The sequence below is a fragment of the Streptomyces sp. NPDC104202 genome, from assembly GCF_055584185.1.
In genome coordinates this window covers 1-15,463 of record NZ_JBVJMN010000101.1, presented here as the reverse complement: position 1 = coordinate 15,463, position 15,463 = coordinate 1, and the positions used below count along the sequence as shown (strand labels likewise).

Here is a 15,463-nt window from a genome sequence, read left to right as displayed (position 1 = left end):
TGCTCGTACGGGACGTACTCGCGCTTTCGCCCGGTGCGGCGAGAGCGCGTGCCAGGCGTCGCGGGGCAGAGGGGATTTTGACGACAGGCCCTAGGACCAGCGCCTCATGTGCGCCACGGCCGCGCCGACTAGCGTCGGCACCCGTGCGAGAGACGAAGACCATTCCCCGTGACACGGCCGAGCGCCGACGCGACACCCTGGCCCGGCTCGGCTCGGAGCGTGACATCTGGGTGTCGACGGCCCGCCCCGACCACGGCCCCCACCAGGTACCCCTGTGGTTCCTGTGGGACGGCCGGGCGGCCTGGATGTCCACCGCCGCGACCTCGGCGACCCCACACAACGTCCGCCAGGACCCCCGCGTACGCCTGGCCCTCCCCGACACCTTCGACGTGGTGACCCTGGAGGGCCACGCCGACTGCTTCCCCGCCCCCGAGGTCCCCCCGGACGCCGCCGACGCCTTCGCGGCCGCGTTCGGCTGGGACCCCCGCCTGGAGCCCCACCCCTACGCCTACCTCCGCGTGACCCCCCGCACCGTGCGCGCCTGGCGCGGCACCTCGGAACTCCGCGGCCGGATCGTCATGCGCGACGGTGAATGGCTGCCCTGAGGCCCACCGGGCCCTCGGTCACCGGGTCGCCTGTGGCGGACCGCTCGGGCGCCTGAGGCCCGCGTCCGGTCCGGTGCGCGCTCCGGGTCGGCGGGCGGGCCCCCGGGGCGTGTATCGAAAGCACGGACAGGCCGGGCGGGGTGATGTCCCGGTCCGGCCCGTCCGCTCTCTGCTCAAGCGCGAGCTGATACTGGTGCGTCGTGTGCGTGGGTGTGTGGCCGAGACCGTCGTTCACCCGTCGCGTGTGCGCGCTGCCTTCGGCGGTGTCGGTCAGGAAGTCACCGAGGTCCGGATCGGCCCTGTGGGCCTGTCGGATCGACTCGGCCTTCATCCATCGGATGATCCACAGCACCGGATCCACTTCCGAAGGACAGCCTAGGCGCGTACGCGTCTGGTCGTCTCCCTGAGGAGGAGGCGCGCGGCCGCCGGGGCGGAGGGGCCCGAGGGGTGGGTGGCGAGGGAGGGGCCGGCGCGGCGGACGGCGGTGAGGCGGAGGTGCTGGACGCCGACGAGGGCGCGGACGAAGGGGCGGTGGGGCGGGGCGACCAGGGTGGGGAGGGGGGCGGCGGCCGTGAGGTCGGCGGCGGCGCGGTCGGCTTGTTCCTCGACGAGCCGGGCGAGGGCGGGGCTGGACACGGTGACGTCCGCGCCGTGGCGGGTGACCGCGTCGGCGGGGATGCCGTGGCGGCCGGCGCGTACGTCTTCCGGCAGGTCCTCCAGGAAGTCGATGCGTTGCATGGCCCGGATGAGCAGGTGGCAGCCCTCGGTGAAGGCTGTCCGCGCGGAGGCGTCGGCGGGGGCGAGGAGGCAGGCGGTGAGCATGAGGGCGGGCAGGGAGTACGCGCGTACGTACTGCCCGAAGTCCTCCTCGTCGGCGAGGGTCCGCCAGGCGACCTCGCGTGCGCAGCCCCGCAGGAACGCGTCCACGTGGGCGCGGATCTCGGGGTGGCTGCCGGCGGTGTGCGCGAGGCAGCGCAGGACGGGGAGTTGGGAGTCGCCTTCCGCGAGGGCCTTGCGGACGAGGGCGTCCCACTCGGTGAGGGCGGCCGCGCGTTCGTCCCGGGTGCCGCGGTCGACGCGGTCGTCGGTGTCGTGCATGAACGCGACGGCGGCCACGACGTGCGGGAGCAGGGCGGCGGGGAGCAGGAGCCGGGCGGCGGCGTACTCGGCGGTCGCGAACGTCCGTACCGCGCGCCGCTGCTCGGTGTAGTCCCGCCGCAGCCGCGGTTCCGTCACCCCGGCCCGGTCGAGGGCCCGCTTCCACATACCGGTCTCCCGTCGTCGGCTGTGAGCCTACGGCCCGTGGGGCGGAAACCCGGCGGTGCCCCCGGCCTGCCGTCTGCCGGACTCGCGGCGCGACGCGAGGGGTTCCAGGGGTGGGGATGAACGAGATCGACGACGTCTTCGAGACGCATGTGACGGTGCGGTGCCGGAGTGGGGGCGAGCTGACCCGCCTGCGCGCCTGGGCGGCGGACCGGGACCTGAAGGTCACCACCATCGTCCTCGCGCGGGGCCGCACGCCGGTCCGGCCGATGCTGACCCTGCGCGGTCGGGCGGCACATCCGGCGGTGCTGTCGGCGCTGCGGGAGGCCGGTTTCGGGCCGGGGCCGGCGGAGGAGGCGGGGCACGCCGGTGACGCGCTCGTCGCCGCGCTGGTCGGCGCCGGGCACGAGCCGGCGGCGGAGGAGCGGGAGTTCGTGGTCTCCGACAGTGATCCGTCGCGGGACGAAGGCTGGTTGGAGGAGACGACCGTATGGACGAGAAGCAGTGGGCGCCGTCCGTTCCCGACGGGCCCGACAGCGTCACCGAGCCGGTCGCCGACCGGCTGCGGCGCAGGAGCGGGTCGCCGCACACTCTGACGGCGGGATCGGCGACGCGGGCTTGCGCCACCGGGTGTTCGATCCCGCGCTGAAGCACTTCGACGAGGCTTTCCGGCCCGACGACGGGGTCGTCGAGGACCCGGGGCTGGGGGTCCGCCGGCAGGCTGCCCGGCGGGCGGCGCTGGACCTCGTCCTCGCGGCCGTCGCCGGGTCGCCGTGGGCGGACTCCCTGGTGCCGCGCGGCAGCATGCTGATGGGGGCGTGGTTCGGCGACGCCGCCCGCGCCCCGAAGGACATCGACTTCGTCGTGGTCCCGGAGACCTGGCGGATCGAGGAGCCCCGGACGCCGGCGATGCTCGACGGCATCGCCACGGCGGCCGAGCGTCTCGCCGAGGAGCGCGGGACGGGCCTGTCGATCGCGGCGGCCGGCGCCGTGTCGGAGTACATCTGGACGTACGAGCGGGTGCCCGGTCACCGTCTGGTGCTGCCGTGGAGCGCCCCCGGGCTGCCAGGTGGGCAGGTCCAGCTCGACTTCGTCTTCCACGAGCGCCTCCCGACGCCTCCCCGCCCCGCCGAGGTCGCGGGCGTCCGCCTGCCGGCCGCGGACCGGGCGTCGTCCTTGGCCTGGAAGCTCCCGTGGCTGAGCTGCGACATGTATCCGCAGGCCAAGGACCTGTACGACGGCGTCCTCCTCGCCGAGACCTGCACGCTGCCGCTCGACCTCCTGGAGGCGGTGCTGCGCGCGGCGGACGAGTGGCCGGGCGATCCGGACGAGTCGCTGAAACTCGCGATGTCCGAGAGCGCCGTCCGCGAGGTCGACTGGTCGGGGTTCGACGAGGCCCACCCGGACACCGAGGCCGTCCGGCGCGACCTCGGCGCCCGTCTGCCGGCGGCCCTGGCTCCGGTGCCGGGAGCGGGCCGGGGCGGCGCACCCGGGGAGTGGAGCCGGCCGCGGGCGGGGCCGCCGGGGTGTTCCGTACGCCCCGGGGCCCGTGCCGCCGGTCCGTCAGCGACGCAGCGCCGCGGCTCCCGCGTACCGGGCGCTGTCGCCGAGCTGCTCCTCGATGCGGATGAGCTGGTTGTACTTGGCGGTGCGGTCGGAGCGGGAGAGGGAGCCGGTCTTGATCTGGCCGCAGCGCGTGGCCACGGCGAGGTCGGCGATGGTGGTGTCCTCCGTCTCCCCCGAGCGGTGGGACATGACGACGGTGTAGCCGGCCCGGTGGGCGGCGTCGACGGTGGCCAGGGACTCGGTGAGGGTGCCGATCTGGTTGACCTTCACCAGGACCGAGTTGGCGACGCCGGTGGCGATGCCGTCGCGGAGGAGGGCCTCGTCGGTGCAGAAGACGTCGTCGCCGGTGAGCTGGCAGCGTGCGCCGACGCGTGCGGTCAGGTCGCGCCAGCCGGTGAGGTCGTCCTCGGCCATGGGGTCCTCGATGGAGACGACGGGGTAGGCGTCGATCAGCCTGACGAGGTAGTCGGCGTGTTCGGCGGGGGTGCGGCGCACGCCCTCTCCGGCGTAGTCGTAGACGCCGTCGCGGAAGAACTCGGACGAGGCCGGGTCCATGACGAGGCCGATGTCGGTGCCCGGCCGGTAGCCCGCGCGCTCGACGGCGGCGACGACGAAGTCGAGGGCCTCCTCGGCGGTGCGCAGGGCCGGCGCGAAGCCGCCCTCGTCGCCCACGCCGGTGGAGTGGCCGGCCGCCAGGAGGTCGCGGCGCAGGGTGTGGAAGATCTCGGAACCCATGCGCACGGCCTCGGCGAAGGCCGTGGCGCCGACGGGCGCGATCATGAACTCCTGGAAGTCCAGCGGATTGTCGGCGTGGGCACCGCCGTTGACGATGTTCATCATCGGGACGGGGAGCACGCGGGCGTCGGAGCCGCCGATGTAGCGGTAGAGCGGCAGGCGGTGGGCCGCGGCAGCGGCCTTGGCCGCGGCGAGGGAGACGCCGAGGATCGCGTTGGCGCCCAGCCGGGACTTGGCGGGGGTGCCGTCCGTGGCGATGAGCACGGCGTCGAGGCCGGCCTGGTCCTCGGCCTCTCGGCCGACGACGGCCTCCGCGAGTTCGGTGTCGACGTGGCGGACCGCCCGGTCGACGCCCTTGCCGTGCCACCGGGCCGGGTCGCCGTCGCGGAGCTCGACGGCCTCGCGGGCGCCGGTCGAGGCGCCGGAGGGGACCGCGGCACGGCCGAGGGACCCGTCCGCCAGCTCGACGTCGACCTCGACGGTGGGGTTGCCCCTGCTGTCGAGGACGCGGCGGCCGGTGACGGAGGTGATGACGGTCATGGGAGCCCTTCCCGTTGTCGCGTACGTGCCGGGTGCGGCTGCGGCGACGGTGGCGCTGACCCGACGCCACAGACTCTACAGCAATGCTGTGCAGTTCAGCTGTTTAGTTTGGCTGTGCAGTTCTGCTGTACAGTCTTGCTGCACAGCAGGGCCGGGCCGGCGGCGTACGCAGCCGATCTGCGCAGTTCGGCTGCGTAGCCGTGCTGCGTTAAAGTTCGGTATGCCCCTTCCGGAATCGGCCGCCGCCGCGGCTCACCTGCGCACGGCGATGGGAAAGCTCACGCGGCGCGTGAAGCTCGAGGACCAGATGCCGTTCGGCCAGGCGGCCGTCCTCGGCGCGCTGGACCGCAGCGGTGCGATGACGACCAGCGAACTGGCGGCCGACCAGCGGGTACGCCCCCAGTCCATGGCCCGCGCCGTCGGCCTGCTCATGGACCAGGGACTCATCACCCGCCGCGCTCACCCCACCGACGGCCGCAAGAGCCTCGTCGAACTCTCCCCCGCCGGCCACGCCCTCCTGGAAGAGGAGCGCGGCCGCCGCGCCGACTGGCTCGCACGCGCCATCGAGGCGGAACTGTCCCCCGAGGAGCGCGAACTGCTCTCCGACGCGATCGATCTGGTCGAGAGGCTCGCCGCCCATTAGACACGGCTCACCCTGCCGGACCGGCCGCGCACGAGACGACTCCTCCCGCCGGACCGGCCGCTCACTCGAATGCGGTGGCCGGCAGGGAGGGTCCTGCCGCATGATCACGGCATGACGAGCCCTGCCGCCTTCCGGGACCGGACCAACTGGTCCGGCGGTTCCTACGAGCTGGGCGTCGAGCTGGGGTCGTGTGACGACGTCCGGGTCGACGCCGTCCTGCGTGCCGTGTGGTCCGCCGCGGACGTCCAGGGGTGCTTCGGGCGGGCGGACCGTGAACCGGACGAGCAGGATCCCGTGCCGTGCACCGTCGCGTCGCTGACCGAGTACGGGCACCTGCTCGGCCGCGTGCGCCTCCCGACGGGAGCTCTGGTCGTCTGCGGCTGCGTGGCGGTCCGGGGCGGCGGCGGCAGCGACTGGCTGGACTTCTACGTCCCCGTCGGCGCGCTGGAACGGGCGGGCGTCGCCCTCTGGGACGGTCGCCCGTCCTTCCGGTCCGCCGTGATGGACGCCTGGCTGGCCGGCATCGGCGCCGACGCCTTCGGCAGCGCCCCCTTCAGCCTGGGGGTCGTCGGCTTCGAGGTCTCCGGATGCACCGACGCGGTGACGCTGTCGGGAGAACTGCCGCGCGCCCGCGACATCGGCTACCTGCTTCCCCGGGACGGCGTCCTGCGCTACGGCGCCGCGAACACCTGAGCTCCGGCCGTGTATCGCGGGCGTATCGGAAAACGCATACGCCACGGCAACGGGCCTCCGGCTTCCCTGGTCGGCATGAGTCTTCACGTATCCCCGCCGGCCCCGCCGGCCCCGCCGTCCGACGCACGCGCACGGGTGCGGGTGCGGGGGCGCACCCGCACGATCGTGGGCGTCGGTGTCGGGGTCCTCGGACTCCTGGCCGCCGGGTACGTCATCCGGAAGCCGCTGATGATGTCGGCGCCCCGGTGCCTGGCCGGGCAGTGGCACGGGTGCGGGGACACGTTCAACGGCGTGGTCCTCATGACGTCGGCCGCGCTGCCGGTGGCCCTCCTGGTGGCCGGGGCGCTGGCGTTCCTGCGACGGCGGGCCGGGGTGGAGGCGGCGTGGCGGTCGTCGCTGGCCGAGGTCGGGATGGCGCACGGGACGGTGCCGTTCGTGTGGCTGACGATGATGCCGGGCGCGGGGGCGGGCGTGGTGCCCGGGCGGCTGAGCCTGGTGCCGTTGCGCGACCTCGTGACGATGGGCGCGCTCGGGATCGTCGGCAACCTGCTGGTGTTCGCGTCGCTGGGGTTCTTCGCGCCGATGCGGTGGGCGGCGCTCGCCTCCCTGCCGCGCGTCCTGGCGCTCGGAGCGGGCTGCTCGGTGCTGGTGGAGACCGCGCAGTACGTCCTCCGGCTGGACCGGGTGTCGTCCGTGGACGACGTCCTGGTCAACGCCGCCGGAGCGGCCCTGGCCGCGCTGGCGTCCCGCCGCTGGTGGCGTGCGCGGACGCCCGCGGACGGGAGCGGCTCCGTGCTCGCGCCCACCGGCTGAGGCACGGCGGCGCGATGGCGCGCGCGTCCGGTCGAGGTGCCGCGCGTCGTTGCATACGTCGGCGATATGACCTTCTGTCTACGCTTCGGGGATGCGCGTACTGATCGTCGAGGACGAGCCCTACCTGGCCGAGGCGGTCCGTGACGGGCTGCGGCTGGAGGCGATCGCCGCGGACATCGCCGGCGACGGCGACACGGCCCTGGAGCTGCTCGCCGTCAACGCGTACGACCTGGCCGTCCTCGACCGCGACATCCCCGGCCCCTCGGGCGACGAGGTGGCGCGGCGCATCGTCGCCTCCGGGAGCGGCATCCCCATCCTCATGCTGACCGCCGCCGACCGGATCGACGACAAGGCGTCCGGGTTCGAACTGGGCGCCGACGACTACCTGACGAAACCGTTCGACCTGCGGGAGCTGGTCCTGCGGCTACGGGCGCTCGACCGCCGGCGCGGGCACGCGCGGCCGCCGGTCCGCGAGCTCGCGGGTCTGCGCGTCGACCCCTTCCGCCGGGAGGTCTTCCGGGACGGGCGCCACGTCGCCCTCACCCGCAAGCAGTTCGCCGTGCTCGACGTCCTCGTCGCCGCCGAGGGCGGGGTGGTCAGCGCCGAGGAGCTGCTGGAGCGGGCCTGGGACGAGAACGTCGACCCGTTCACCAACGCCGTCCGCATCACCGTCTCCGCGCTGCGCAAGCGGCTCGGCGAACCCTGGGTCATCGCCACGGTCCCCGGGGTCGGCTACCGGATCGACACCGGCCCGGACGCCTCTCGCGGCGGCGCCGGTGTCTAGGCGCCGGGGTCTCAGCGTCCGCCTGCGGCTCACCCTCAGCTATGCCGGCTTCCTCGCGGTCGCCGGAGCCCTCCTGCTGGCCGTGGTGTGGTGGTTCCTGCTGCGCTACGTCCCCGACAACTCGCAGGGACTGCTCGGGACCTCGCCCAACCGCTACCTCCTGGTGCACATGTTCGCCCCGGCGGCGGCGTGGGCGATGGCGTTCCTGCTGGTGTTCGGTCTCGTCGGGGGATGGTTCCTCGCGGGCCGGATGCTCGCGCCGCTGACGCGGATCACGGCGGCGGCGCGGCTGGCGGGGAGCGGCTCGCTCTCGCACCGGATCCGGCTGGAGGGCCGCCGGGACGAGTTCCGCGAGCTCTCCGACACGTTCGACACGATGCTGGAACAGCTGGAGTCCCACGTCGCCGAGCAGCGGCGGTTCGCCGCGAACGCGTCCCACGAGCTGCGCACCCCCCTGGCCGTCTCGCGCGCCCTGCTCGACGTCGCCCGGAAGGACCCCGCGGGCGACCGGGACGCACTCGTCGAGCGGCTCCAGGCCGTCAACAGCCGTGCGATCGACCTGACCGAGTCGCTCCTGCTGCTCGGACGCAGCGACCGGGGGAACTTCGCCCGCGAGAGCGTCGACCTCTCCCTCGTCGCCGAGGAGGCCGCCGAGACGCTCCTCCCCCTCGCCGAACGGCGCGGGATCGGCCTCGACGTCACCGGCGGTGGGGCGCGGACCGCGGGGTCGGCGGAGCTCCTCCTGCGGATGGTGACGAACCTCGTCCAGAACGCCGTGGTCCACAACCTCCCCGCGGGCGGCACCGTGACCGTCCACACCGCCGAGGCGGGCGGCGCGAGCGTCGTACGGGTGGAGAACAGCGGCCCCCCGCTCCCGCCGGACCTGGTGCCGACCCTCACCGAGCCCTTCCAGCGCGGGGCGGAACGCGTCCGCACCGACGACGAGCACGCCGGCGCCGGACTCGGCCTCGCCCTCGTGCACAGCATCGTCCGCGCCCACGACGGGACCCTCGCGCTGGTCCCCCGCGCGGACGGCGGCCTCGTGGTCACCGTGCGGCTGCCCTGCCCCCCGTAGCGCCGCCCCGGCCCCTCCCGTACCCCGCCGGCACCGGAGCCGTGCGCTCCGGACCCCGACGTCCCCCGGCGCCGCCGCACGGCCGGAGCGCCGAAGCCCGGGCCGGGAGGGTTTCGGGGTTCAGTCGACCGGCCAGGTGTGGGCCGGTGCGTTCATGTGCATGTACTCGATGTACTGCTGGGTCATGCGCCGCAGCGCCTCGTGCCGGTCCACGTGGCCGATGTCGTGGAAGTGGTGGTACGCCTCCGCCTGCCACACCGCGCCGTTGCGGCCGCTGACGCAGCGCTGCTCGATGACTCCCAGGAGGGGTTCGCGGCGCGCCGTGTCCAGGCCGATGCGCGCGAGGCCGCGGTCGGCGAGGGGCAGCAGGCGCCGCAGGACGAGTTCGGTGGCGGGGACCTCGCCCATGCCCGGCCAGTACAGGTGGGCGTCGATGCCGTGGCGCGCGGCGGCGTGCAGGTTGTCCTCGGCCACGGAGAAGGACATGCGGGACCAGACCGGGCGGTCCTCTTCGACGAGGGCGCGCAGGAGTCCGTAGTAGAACGCCCCGTTGGAGAGGGTGTCGGCGACGGTGGGACCGGCGGGAAGGACGCGGTTCTCGATGCGGAGGTGGGGCACGCCGTCGACGACGGCGTAGACCGGGCGGTTCCACCGGTACACCGTGCCGTTGTGCAGGGTCAGCTCGGACAGTTCGGGGATGCCGCCGTGGTCGAGCGTCTCCTCGGGGTCCTCGTCGTCGCAGAGCGGGAGGAGGGCGGGGAAGTAGCGGGCGTTCTCCTCGAAGAGGTCGAAGACGGAGGTGATCCAGCGTTCGCCGAACCAGACCCGGGGACGGACGCCCTGCACCTTCATCTCGTCCGGGCGGGTGTCGGTGGCCTGCTCGAACAGCGGGATGCGGGTCTCGCGCCACAGCTCCTTGGCGAAGAGGAACGGCGAGTTCGCGGCCAGCGCCACCTGCACGCCCGCGATGGCCTGGGCCGCGTTCCAGTAGTCGGCGAACTCGTCCGGGGAGACCTGGAGGTGGAACTGCGTACTGGTGCAGGCCGCCTCCGGGGTGATGGTCTCGGCGTACGTGCGCAGGCGTTCCACGCCGTCCACGGAGATCAGCAGGTCCTCGCCGCGGGCGGAGAAGATCTGCTCGTTCAGCAGGTGGTAGCGCGGGTTCTCGGACAGCGAGTCCGGACCTGCGTCGTGGATCTCCAGGGTCGGCAGGATCCCGATCATGACGAGGTGGGCGCCGATCGCCGCCGCCTTCTCCTCGGCGTGGTTGAGCGCGTCGCGGATCTCCTGTTCCCAGGAGTCGGGGCCGCCCTCGGCGAGCCGCCGCGGCGCCAGGTTGATCTCCAGGTTGAACCGGCCCAGCTCGGTCGACCAGGACGGATCGGCGATCGCGTCCAGGACGTCGGTGCTGCGCATCGTGGGCTCGCCCCGGCCGTCGACCAGGTTCAGCTCGATCTCCAGGCCGACCTGAGGTCGCTCGAAGTCGAAGCGCGACTCCCGCAGCATCCGTGCGAACACGTCGAGACAGGAGTGCATCTTGTTCCGGAACTGGCGGCGGTCGTCGCGGGTGAACACCAGCGCCGGGACGTCACGTCCCATTCGGCCCTCCCGGGTCTCGTCGGCACGGGCACCCCCCATCAGCCTCCCACTCCGCCCGCGGCCTCACCACCGAAGCGGCCGCGGCCCTGCGTGTTCTCTCGGCCGCGCACGCTACGGTGCGCGACCATACGAACGCCGTGAGCGATCAGGCGCCAGGCGCAGTACCGCCAGAGGAACACCCGACGCAGCACCCGACAGGAAGGACGGACGTGTCCGGCAGCGAGAGCGAGAACCCGGTCATCCCCTCCCCCTCCCCCACGGAGACCCGGCCCAAGACGAACCAGGACTGGTGGCCGAACCAACTGGACCTGCAGGTCCTCCACCAGCACTCACCGCAGGCCAGTCCGATGGACGAGGACTTCGACTACGCGAAGGAGTTCGCGAAGCTGGACGTCGACGCGCTGAAGCGCGACGTCATCGAGCTCATGACGGCGTCGCAGGACTGGTGGCCGGCCGACTACGGCCACTACGGGCCGCTGTTCATCCGCATGAGCTGGCACGCCGCCGGCACGTACCGCATCGAGGACGGGCGGGGCGGCGGCGGTTCCGGCGCCCAGCGCTTCGCCCCCCTCAACAGCTGGCCGGACAACGCCAGCCTCGACAAGGCCCGCAGGCTGCTCTGGCCGGTCAAGCAGAAGTACGGCCGGAAGATCTCCTGGGCCGACCTGCTGGTCTTCGCCGGCAACTGCGCCATGGAGTCCATGGGGTTCAGGACGTTCGGCTTCGGCTTCGGGCGTCCGGACATCTGGGAACCCGAGGAGATCTTCTGGGGCCCCGAGGACACCTGGCTCGGCGACGAGCGCTACAGCGGCGACCGCGACCTCACCGGTCCGTTCGGCGCCGTGCAGATGGGGCTGATCTACGTCAACCCCGAGGGTCCCAACGGCAACCCGGACCCGATCGCGGCCGCCCGGGACATCCGCGAGACCTTCGGCCGCATGGCCATGGACGACGAGGAGACCGCCGCCCTCATCATCGGCGGCCACACCTTCGGCAAGTGCCACGGTGCCGTCGACCCCTCGTACGTCGGCCCGGAGCCCGAGGCGTGTCCCGTGGAACACCAGGGCCTCGGGTGGCAGAACACCCACGGCAGCGGCGTCGGCGCCGACGCGCTGACCAGCGGCCTCGAAGGCGCCTGGACCACCGCGCCGACGCAGTGGGACAACGGCTACCTCGACAACCTCTTCCGCTACGAGTGGGAGCTGACCACGAGCCCGGCCGGCGCCCGGCAGTGGACCCCCAAGGACCCGTCGGCGCAGGGCACCGTCCCCGACGCCCACGACCCGTCGAAGCGCCACGCGCCGATGATGCTGACGACCGACCTCTCCCTGAAGCTCGACCCGGTCTACGCCCCCATCGCCAAGCGCTTCCACGAGAACCCCGACCAGCTCGCCGACGCGTTCGCCCGTGCCTGGTACAAGCTCCTCCACCGTGACATGGGCCCGCTCTCCCGCTACCTCGGCCCCTGGATCCCCGAGCCGCAGCTGTGGCAGGACCCCGTCCCCGCCGTCGACCACCCGCTCGTCGGCGACGCGGAGGTCGCCGCCCTCAAGAGCACGGTCCTCGGCTCGGGCCTCTCCGTCTCCGACCTCGTCACCACCGCCTGGGCGTCGGCCGCGAGCTTCCGCGGCACCGACAAGCGCGGCGGCGCCAACGGCGCGCGGATCCGCCTCGCCCCCCAGAAGGACTGGGAGGCCAACGCCCTCCCGGAGATCACCCGCACCCTGGAGACCCTCGAAGGGATCCAGCGGGACTTCAACGGCTCCGGGGCCGGCGGCACGCGTATCTCGCTCGCCGACCTCATCGTCCTCGGCGGCTGCGCGGCCGTCGAGCAGGCCGCCGCGAACGCCGGGCACTCCCTCACGGTCCCCTTCGCCCCCGGACGCACGGACGCCTCCCAGGAGCAGACCGACGTCGAGTCCTTCGCCGTCCTCGAACCCCGCGCGGACGCCTTCCGCAACTACCTGCGGTCCGGCGAGAAGCTCTCCCCCGAGACCCTCCTCCTCGACCGCGCCAACCTGCTCACCCTCACCGCCCCCGAGATGACCGTCCTCCTCGGCGGCATGCGCGCCCTCAAGGCCGGCTCCGCCGGGTCCGCGCACGGCGTCCTCACCACCCGGCCCGAGTCCCTGACGAACGACTTCTTCGTCAACCTCCTCGACATGGGCACCGAGTGGAAGCCCTCCGCCACCGCGGAGAACGTCTACGAGGGCCGCGACCGCGCCACCGGCGACGTCACCTGGACCGCCACCGCCGCCGACCTCGTCTTCGGATCCCACTCCCAACTCCGCGCCCTCTCCGAGGTGTACGCCTCCCAGGACGCGGCCGAGAAGTTCGCCCGCGACTTCGTCTCCGCCTGGGACAAGGTCATGAACCTCGACCGCTTCGACCTCCACCACGGCTGACGGCCCTCCTCACCGGGGGCGTTCGGCTCCGCCGACCACTCCACCCCGCTCCGCCCCACCGGCCCGGCCGCCCCTCACGGGATGCGTCCGGGCCGGTGGGGTGTGTCCGGGCTTCCGGATCGAGCCCCTACGTCGACGGCGGCCGTGCGGTGCCGGAGGAGGTCGGGTCGCGGTGGAGGGTGCGGACGGCGGGGATGGCGAGCAGGGCGGCGCAGCCGAGGAGGCAGGTGGCGGCGGAGAGGAGGAGGAGACGGCCGGGGGAGGCGAGGGCGGTGGCGGGGCCGGCGAGGATCTGACCGAGGGCGATGCCCGCGACGGAGCCGGCGAGTTCGTACGCGGTGACGCGGTTGAGGACGGCCGGTGGGGTGTGGGTCTGGACGCTGGTGGCCCACATGACGGACCAGAAGGCGAGGCCGGCGCCGCCGACGGCGTGGCCCGCGAGGAGCCAGGGCGGTCCGGCGCCCAGGGCGACACAGAGCGGGAGCGCGGTGTAGAGCGACATCGCGAGGGCGCCGGCGGCGAGGGGCCGGCCCGGGCGGAGCCGGAGGGCGAGCAGGCCGCCGAGGACGGTGCCGACGCCGAGGGAGGAGACGGCGAGGCCGTAGGCGTTCGGGCCGAGCCGGTCGCCGATCAGTGCCGAACCGAGCGGGACGAGGGGGCCGAAGAGGAGCACGCCGAAGAACACCCAGATGAGGATGACGGCCCACATCCAGGTCCGGGCGCGGAACTCCTGCCAGCCCTGGCGCAGGTCTCGGCGGAGCGAGCGACCGCCGGCCGCGGCGGGGACGGCGGCACGGTCCCCGTCCGTGTCGGCGGCCGCTTCGTCCCCCGGTGACGCGGAGGGTTCGGATGCCGTGTACTCCGGGGGCGCGGACGGTTCGGATGCCGCGTACTCCGGGGGCGTGGTCGGGTCGAGGCGGATGAGCGCCAGGCAGAGGGCGCTGAGCAGGAAGGTGCCGGCGTCGAGGGCGTAGACCGTGCCCGCGCTGGTCAGGGTGATGAGGAGCCCGGCGAGGGCGGGGCCGGTGAGGTGGGCGAGGGCGTCGGCCACCTTGAGGGTGGCGTTGGCCCGCTGGGGTTCGCGGGCGACGAGGGGGATCATCCCGTTCACGCCGGGGAGGAACACGGCGACGGCCGCGCCGGCCACCGCCGACATGGTGAGGAGCAGCCAGAAGGGCGGCGGCCCCGCGAAGAACGCGAAGGCCAGCACTCCTTGGGTAAGGACCCGGACGAGGTCCGCGAGGACCATCATGCGGCGCGCGCCGAACCGGTCGGCGAGCACGCCGCCGAACAGCACCAGCAGGACGAACGTCCCCGTCCAGACGCCGAGGACGAGTCCGGCCCCGGTGATCCCGTAGAGCGCGCCGACCGCGAGCGCCGCGGCCACGGGCATCATCGCGTCGCCGACGAGGGAGACCGTGCGGGCGGCGAAGTACAGGGTGAAACGGCGGTCCCAGAGAGGGGCACGCCCGTCGGGCGGCGTCGAGGGGACGGTGGTCCGGTCGGTGTCCGGGTGGGCGAGGGGGAGGCGTGCCCGCTGGTCGGCGGGGGGCGCGGGCGCGATGCGAGGGTGGGCGTGGGTCACAGCTCGCCATACTGGTCTGAACCATTGGGCGACCCCCAGTGTCCTGAACGACATGATGGGGTACTTTCGCGCCATGACGCTCCGTTCGCTGCCGAAGTCCGCGGCGCCGCACCGGGTGGTGGCCCTGCTGCAGCCCCCTCAGTCGACCTTCCCGCTGGCCTGTGCGGCCGAGGTGTTCGGGGACCACGGGCCCGCCCTCCCGGCGCGGTACGCGTTCGAGGTCTGCACGGAGCGACCGGGACCGCTGCGCACGCAGGCCGGGTACGACATGGTCGTCGGGTCCGGTCTGGAGGCGCTGGAGCGCGCCGACACCGTGGTGGTGCCCGGCTGGCACCAGCCGGGCGGGGACGGCACGGCGCCGCCGGCGGTGGTCGAGGCGGTCCGCGCGGCGCACCGGCGCGGGGCGCGGACCGTCGGCATCTGCTCGGGGGCGTTCGTCCTCGCGGCCGCGGGACTCCTCGACGGCCGGCGGGCCGCGACCCACTGGGCCCAGGCCGAGGAGCTGGCGGCCCGCTTCCCGCGGGTGGAGGTCGACGCGGGGGTGTTGTACGTGGACCACGGCGACGTGGCGACCAGCGCCGGATCGGCCGCCGGGGTGGACCTGTGCCTGCACCTGGTGCGTAGCGACCACGGCGCGGCGTACGCGCTGCGCGTCGCCCGGCAGATGGTGATGCCGCCACACCGCGAGGGCTGCCAGCTGCAGTACGCCGAACTGCCCACCTCCGGGCCGGTCGCCGACTCCCTGGCGCCGCTCCTCGAATGGCTCGGCGAACGCCTGGACCAGCCCGTCAGCGTCACCGACATGGCGGCGCACTCCCAGGTCTCGGCCCGCACGCTGACCCGCCGCTTCACCGAGCAGCTCGGCATCAGCCCCGGCCGCTGGCTCCTGGACCGCCGGCTCGCCGCGACCCGGGCGCTCCTGGAGGAGACCGACCTGCCGGTGGAGACCATCGCCCGCCGCGTCGGCCTCTCCTCCGCCGTCAACCTGCGCCGGCGCTTCCACGAGGCCCTCCGCACGACACCCGCCGCCTACCGGCGGACCTTCCGCGCGGACGAGGTGCACTAGGACTTGTCCGGTCGATCATGTGACTACTCCGTGCCCGAGTCGTTCCTACGAGCATGGGGCGGGGTGATCTGAGTGATGCCGAGTGGGAACG

13 protein-coding genes and 1 pseudogene are annotated in these 15,463 nt (G+C 73.6%); 10 read left to right on the top strand and 4 right to left on the bottom strand.

Features of this window, described 5'->3' with window-relative positions:
- Positions 1–143: 143 nt before the first annotated feature.
- Complete coding sequence (locus ACZ60W_RS36135) at positions 144–605, top strand: pyridoxamine 5'-phosphate oxidase family protein (RefSeq protein ID WP_469759641.1); 462 nt, start codon at positions 144–146, stop codon at positions 603–605.
- Between the two features lie 375 nt (positions 606–980).
- Here the strand turns inward: ACZ60W_RS36135 and ACZ60W_RS36130 are convergent, their stop codons facing one another.
- Entirely contained in the window at positions 981–1,871 is an 891-nt protein-coding gene (locus ACZ60W_RS36130; RefSeq protein ID WP_469759640.1) for a squalene/phytoene synthase family protein, read from the bottom strand.
- A 116-nt stretch (positions 1,872–1,987) separates the two neighbouring features.
- On the opposite strand from ACZ60W_RS36130, the gene ACZ60W_RS36125 reads away from it, so the two are divergent.
- Both ACZ60W_RS36125 and ACZ60W_RS36120 read left to right on the top strand, forming a co-directional pair.
- Positions 1,988–2,464: a hypothetical protein gene (locus tag ACZ60W_RS36125; protein WP_469759639.1), complete on the top strand. Its 477-nt coding sequence runs from the start codon at positions 1,988–1,990 to the stop codon at positions 2,462–2,464.
- A 208-nt stretch (positions 2,465–2,672) separates the two neighbouring features.
- Positions 2,673–3,197: pseudogene (locus tag ACZ60W_RS36120) on the top strand (nucleotidyl transferase AbiEii/AbiGii toxin family protein); the annotation flags it as partial.
- A 234-nt stretch (positions 3,198–3,431) separates the two neighbouring features.
- Here ACZ60W_RS36120 and eno read toward each other — a convergent pair.
- Positions 3,432–4,709, bottom strand: coding sequence for a phosphopyruvate hydratase (gene eno, locus ACZ60W_RS36115; RefSeq protein WP_469759638.1), 1,278 nt, complete (start codon positions 4,707–4,709; stop codon positions 3,432–3,434).
- Between the two features lie 220 nt (positions 4,710–4,929).
- Here eno and ACZ60W_RS36110 point away from each other — a divergent pair, with 220 nt between their 5' ends.
- The 5 genes from ACZ60W_RS36110 to ACZ60W_RS36090 all read left to right on the top strand — a co-directional run bounded on the left by ACZ60W_RS36110 (position 4,930) and on the right by ACZ60W_RS36090 (position 8,717).
- Entirely contained in the window at positions 4,930–5,352 is a 423-nt protein-coding gene (locus ACZ60W_RS36110) for a MarR family winged helix-turn-helix transcriptional regulator (RefSeq protein WP_469759637.1), read from the top strand.
- A 111-nt stretch (positions 5,353–5,463) separates the two neighbouring features.
- Positions 5,464–6,045 (top strand): hypothetical protein, encoded by a 582-nt coding sequence (locus ACZ60W_RS36105; protein ID WP_469759636.1) that lies wholly within the window; start codon positions 5,464–5,466, stop codon positions 6,043–6,045.
- Between the two features lie 75 nt (positions 6,046–6,120).
- Positions 6,121–6,858: a VanZ family protein gene (locus tag ACZ60W_RS36100; protein WP_469759635.1), complete on the top strand. Its 738-nt coding sequence runs from the start codon at positions 6,121–6,123 to the stop codon at positions 6,856–6,858.
- Positions 6,859–6,949: 91 nt separating this feature from the next.
- On the top strand, positions 6,950–7,642 hold the full coding sequence (locus ACZ60W_RS36095) for a response regulator transcription factor (RefSeq protein WP_469759634.1): 693 nt from the start codon (positions 6,950–6,952) through the stop codon (positions 7,640–7,642).
- Positions 7,635–8,717: a sensor histidine kinase gene (locus tag ACZ60W_RS36090; RefSeq protein ID WP_469759633.1), complete on the top strand. Its 1,083-nt coding sequence runs from the start codon at positions 7,635–7,637 to the stop codon at positions 8,715–8,717. The genes ACZ60W_RS36095 and ACZ60W_RS36090 overlap by 8 nt, the downstream gene beginning before the upstream one ends.
- Before the next feature lie 120 nt (positions 8,718–8,837).
- On the opposite strand, the gene ACZ60W_RS36085 is transcribed toward ACZ60W_RS36090, so the two are convergent.
- Positions 8,838–10,316: a glutamate-cysteine ligase family protein gene (locus ACZ60W_RS36085; RefSeq protein WP_469759632.1), complete on the bottom strand. Its 1,479-nt coding sequence runs from the start codon at positions 10,314–10,316 to the stop codon at positions 8,838–8,840.
- 209 nt (positions 10,317–10,525) lie between these two features.
- On the opposite strand from ACZ60W_RS36085, the gene katG reads away from it, so the two are divergent.
- Positions 10,526–12,721 (top strand): catalase/peroxidase HPI, encoded by a 2,196-nt coding sequence (gene katG, locus ACZ60W_RS36080; protein WP_469759631.1) that lies wholly within the window; start codon positions 10,526–10,528, stop codon positions 12,719–12,721.
- 127 nt (positions 12,722–12,848) lie between these two features.
- On the opposite strand, the gene ACZ60W_RS36075 is transcribed toward katG, so the two are convergent.
- Positions 12,849–14,306, bottom strand: coding sequence for an MFS transporter (locus ACZ60W_RS36075; protein WP_469759630.1), 1,458 nt, complete (start codon positions 14,304–14,306; stop codon positions 12,849–12,851).
- A 73-nt stretch (positions 14,307–14,379) separates the two neighbouring features.
- Here ACZ60W_RS36075 and ACZ60W_RS36070 point away from each other — a divergent pair, with 73 nt between their 5' ends.
- The gene (locus tag ACZ60W_RS36070; protein ID WP_469759629.1) at positions 14,380–15,372 is read left to right on the top strand and encodes a GlxA family transcriptional regulator; all 993 of its coding nucleotides are present in this window, start codon (positions 14,380–14,382) and stop codon (positions 15,370–15,372) included.
- The last annotated feature ends 91 nt before the right edge of the window (positions 15,373–15,463 follow it).